Below are 3959 nucleotides of genomic sequence, written 5' to 3' on the forward strand. Positions count from 1 at the left end.
CCGCAAAGGTTGCGTCACGGTCAAGTCAACAAGGTTTGATATAAAGATGATTGACAAAATCAACTTTTAAAAATGTCGGAACCTGGCAGCGCCCGAGGCGTTCACTCCTCAGTGCGGCGGACCTGTCGTGCCTATCCCGTAAGGAGAAAAGCAAATGAATTGGAATCAGATCGAAGGCAATTGGGAGCAGTTCAAGGGCAAGGTTCAGAGCCAATGGGGCAAGCTCACGGACGACGACCTCGACGTCATCAAGGGCAAGCGCAAGGAACTGGCGGGCCGTCTTCAGGCGCGTTATGGCAAGGCTCAGGAAGAGGCTGAGAAAGATATCGACACCTGGCTGTCGCGCCACTGAACAGCCTTATGACAATTCGGCCTGCATGGCCGCGCAAAGCCCCGCCAGGCGCGGGGCTTTCGTTCATTCGGCGTGCCGTGCTGCGAACTCGGTAATGCGCGCATGCACCGCCACTGGCACGGTGATGCCTTCGGCTTCCGATCGGGCGCGAGCCGCGGCTTTTGCCAGGCCTGGGATGTGGACGCCGTAGCGGCCCGACAGCCTGTCGATCTGGACGCGCATGCGGATATCGAAGCCGGGATCGAACAGCTTTGGGTCGAGCGCCGCCACAAACAGCCCAGTGCCCGGCGACTGATGGCCCTCTGTGATCGACGGAGCGTCGAGCGACCAGTTGGCGCCTGACACACCGGCGGCAAGCACCTCGACCATCAAGGCGATATTGGCGCCGCGCGCGCCGCCAAAGGCCAGCAGCACGCCCTTCATCGCCTTTTTGGCGTCGGTTGTCGGCTTCCCCCTGGCATCGAGCGCCCAGCCCTCGGGGATCGCTTCGCCGGCATGCGCTGCCTCGCGGACATTCACGAAGGCGGTCGCGCTTGACGATTGGTCGATGATCAGTGGCGGTCCATCGACGACAGGTGCCGCCAGCGATATCGGATTGGTGCAAAAGACCGGCTTGGTCGATCCGGAGCCGGCAACCAATGCCGGGCCGTTGGTGGCGGCCAGCGCCACCAGCCCTGCCTCGGCGAGGCGGCCGGTGAAATAGCCGAGCGCGCCGCAGGTATAGGCATTCTTTTGCGAGAAGATGGTGACGCCGAACAGCCTTGCCGCCTTGGCGATGTCGTTGAAGCTGCGGTCGAAACCGGTATGTGCGGCCCCGCCCTGGCCATCGGACAGGTAGATCGCCAGCGCTGGCCGGTGGATGACTGGCTCTGCCTTGCCGTCCATACGGCCGGCTTCAAGCGCTTCGAGATAGTCGATGTAATGAGAAAGGCCGACGCTTGGCTGGCCGTCGGCTTCAGCGGCGACGGCGGCAAGGGCGATGGAGCGCGCGGTCTCTTCGCTGGCGCCAGCACCCATGGCTGCCGAGATGCACAGTGAACGTGCCTCGTCGAGGTTGAGTGTGACGGTCTTGGTATGCGGCATGGGCGTTATCCCAGTCTGGCCGGAATCCGCGCCTCCAGCTTGCGGAAGGCGAAGACGAGAATGCCGGTGATGATCAGATAGATAAGAGCGAGCAGCAAGAGCGGTTCGTAGACGATGAAGGTGTCCTGGCGGACGCGCGAAGCGACAGCATAGATGTCGATGACGGTGATAGTGGCGACGAGCGGCGTTGCCTTGAGCTGAAGCACGGTTTCGCCGGCCAATGTCGGCAGCGCGCGGCTGACCGCCTGTGGCAGCCAGATCCGGCGGAACCGCTTCCACGGGCTCATGCCAAACGCGCGCGCGGCCTCCAATTGGCCCCTCGGCACACCGGCAAACGCACCGCGCATCACCTCGCCCTCATAGGCAGCGTAGGACAAGGTCAGCGCCACCACCGCGTAGGGCCAGGCTTGCCTCAGGATCGGCCAGAGTTCGGACTGCCTGATCCAGGGAAATTGCGGAAACAGCGACCCGAGCCCGTAGTAGAGCAGCCAGAGCTGGAGCAGCAGCGGGGTGCCGCGGATGACGGTGCAGAAGGCCTTGGCCGGCCAGGCGAGCCAGAACGGGCCGGCGGCCTGGGCGAGCCCGAGCGGGATGGCGAGCATGAAGCCGAGCGTGCAGGTGACGGCCAGGATCCAGATGGTGCGCCAGATGCCGAGCAGCGCCAGGTCGTAATAATTGGGCAGCCAGTCCCAGCGCATGAAGAATATGGCCGAGAACAAGAGGGCGGCGGCGATGACGATCAGCACGATGCGGTGTGGCTGCAGCCACTCCGAGCGCACGGCGGGTGTTGCCTGGGCGGGAACGGCGGCACTCACTGGCCGGTCTCCGTCACCGGCGGCATGCCGCGACGGGCCCAGCGTTCGATACGGCCGATGATGACGTTGGAGAACAGGGTCAGCAGCAGGTACAGCACGCCGGCGGCGACGAAGAAGGTGAAGTAGGCCTTGGTCGTCGCGCCCGCCTGGCGGGTTTCCTGGGTCAGTTCGTTGAAGCCGACAACGGCCAGAAGGGCGGTGTCCTTGGTGGCGATCAGCCAGAGATTGGCGAGGCCGGGAATGGCGAAAGGCAGCATCGCCGGCAAGGTGATGCGGCGCAGCATCTTGCCGGGCGCCATGCCATAGGCGCGGGCAGCCTCGATCTGGCCTTGCGGGATGGCGAGGATGGCGCCACGGATCACTTCGGTGGCGTAAGCGCCCTGGACGATGCCGAGCACGCAGATGCCGGCGACAAGGCCTGATATGTCGATCGGCGCGTAGCCGAAGCTGTCGAGCGCGCGGTTGATGAGGTCGGTGCCGGCATAATAGAGCAAAAGGATCAGCACCAACTCGGGCACGGCACGCACGACGGTAGTGTAGATCTCCATCAAGTCGCGCACCATCGGGCTGCCGTAAAGCTTGCCCCAGGCACCGGATATGCCGATCGCCAGACCAAGACCGAAGGCGCCGACCGCGATCTGGACGGAATTGGCGAGCCCACGCAAAAGGTTGGCGCCCCAGCCTGGCGGCGAGATCGATAGCAGCTCGATCGTGCCCGATTGCAGCAGCGGGGTCAGGAGATTCTCTATCGGCCTGCTCCTTGATGGCGCCTCAAGAAAAAGATGAGCGGCGATGCCAAAAACCTCGCCCCGGGTTTCGGGGCGAGGGGCTATCTGGCGTCAGTGGGCGTCACTTGCCGTAGATGTCGAAGTCGAAATACTTCTTGGTGATCTCGGCATATTTGCCGTTGTCGCGGATGGCCTTGATGGCGGCGTTGAACTTTTCCTTCAGCGCCTCGTCGCCCTTGCGCAGGCCCACGCCGACGCCCGGTCCGAGCACTTCGAGGTCTTCGGCGACGTCGCCCTTCATGTCGCAGCAAGCCTTGCCCGCATCGGTCGCAAGGTAGGTCGTAAGCGACAGCGAATCCGCCTGCACCGCGTCGATGCGGCCGGCCGCGAGGTCCGCCTGGGCCTCATCCTGAGTCTGATAGATCTTGATCTCGGCGGCACCTTCGCCGAAGTGCTTCTTGGCGTAGGCCTCGTGCACGGTCGACACCTGCACGCCGATGATCTTGCCTTTCAGCCCCTCGGGCGTGGCATCGAATTTGACGTCCTTGGCGCCGATGATGCCGGTGGGCGTGTTGTAGTACTTGTCGGAGAAGTCGATCGACTTCTTGCGCTCGTCGGTGATCGACATCGAGTTGATGATGGCGTCGATCTTCTTGGAATTGAGCGCCGGAATGAGCCCGTCCCAGGCGGTCATGGTGACGGTGCACTCGAGCTTGGCCTCGGCGCAGAGCGCTTCGATGATGTCGATCTCCCATCCGCCCCATTTGCCGGAGGCATCGGGCGACTCGAAAGGCGGATAGGGCTCTGGTGCCATGCCGACCTTGATCGCCTCGGCGCTGGCGCTCCCCGCGCTCAAGCCGAGGGCCAAGGCCAGGGCCGCTGTTGCAAGCAGTGCTTTCATGCTGTTACTCCCGTTTATCGTTGTTTTCGGATGTTCCCCTGATTTCGTCCGCGCTATCCGATGCTGCGGATGAATTGCTT

General features: G+C 63.3%; 5 protein-coding genes. 1 reads left to right on the plus strand and 4 read right to left on the minus strand.

The annotated features are described in order from the left end of the window. Positions 1-154 precede the first annotated feature (154 nt). The gene (locus tag AC1DUU_RS25510; RefSeq protein WP_476786163.1) at positions 155-352 is read left to right on the plus strand and encodes a CsbD family protein; all 198 of its coding nucleotides are present in this window, start codon (positions 155-157) and stop codon (positions 350-352) included. 63 nt (positions 353-415) lie between these two features. On the opposite strand, the gene AC1DUU_RS25515 is transcribed toward AC1DUU_RS25510, so the two are convergent. From AC1DUU_RS25515 to AC1DUU_RS25530, 4 genes are all read right to left on the minus strand, one after another. Next, positions 416-1435: an Ldh family oxidoreductase gene (locus tag AC1DUU_RS25515; protein ID WP_476786164.1), complete on the minus strand. Its 1020-nt coding sequence runs from the start codon at positions 1433-1435 to the stop codon at positions 416-418. Positions 1436-1440: 5 nt separating this feature from the next. After that, positions 1441-2250, minus strand: coding sequence for an ABC transporter permease (locus tag AC1DUU_RS25520; protein ID WP_476786165.1), 810 nt, complete (start codon positions 2248-2250; stop codon positions 1441-1443). Then, positions 2247-2915, minus strand: coding sequence for an ABC transporter permease (locus AC1DUU_RS25525; RefSeq protein WP_476786166.1), 669 nt, complete (start codon positions 2913-2915; stop codon positions 2247-2249). Before AC1DUU_RS25525 ends, AC1DUU_RS25520 begins: the two co-directional genes overlap by 4 nt. Before the next feature lie 184 nt (positions 2916-3099). Then, complete coding sequence (locus tag AC1DUU_RS25530; RefSeq protein WP_476786167.1) at positions 3100-3879, minus strand: transporter substrate-binding domain-containing protein; 780 nt, start codon at positions 3877-3879, stop codon at positions 3100-3102. Positions 3880-3959: the final 80 nt, after the last annotated feature.

The organism is Aminobacter sp. P4_H6_2, from assembly GCF_056400805.1.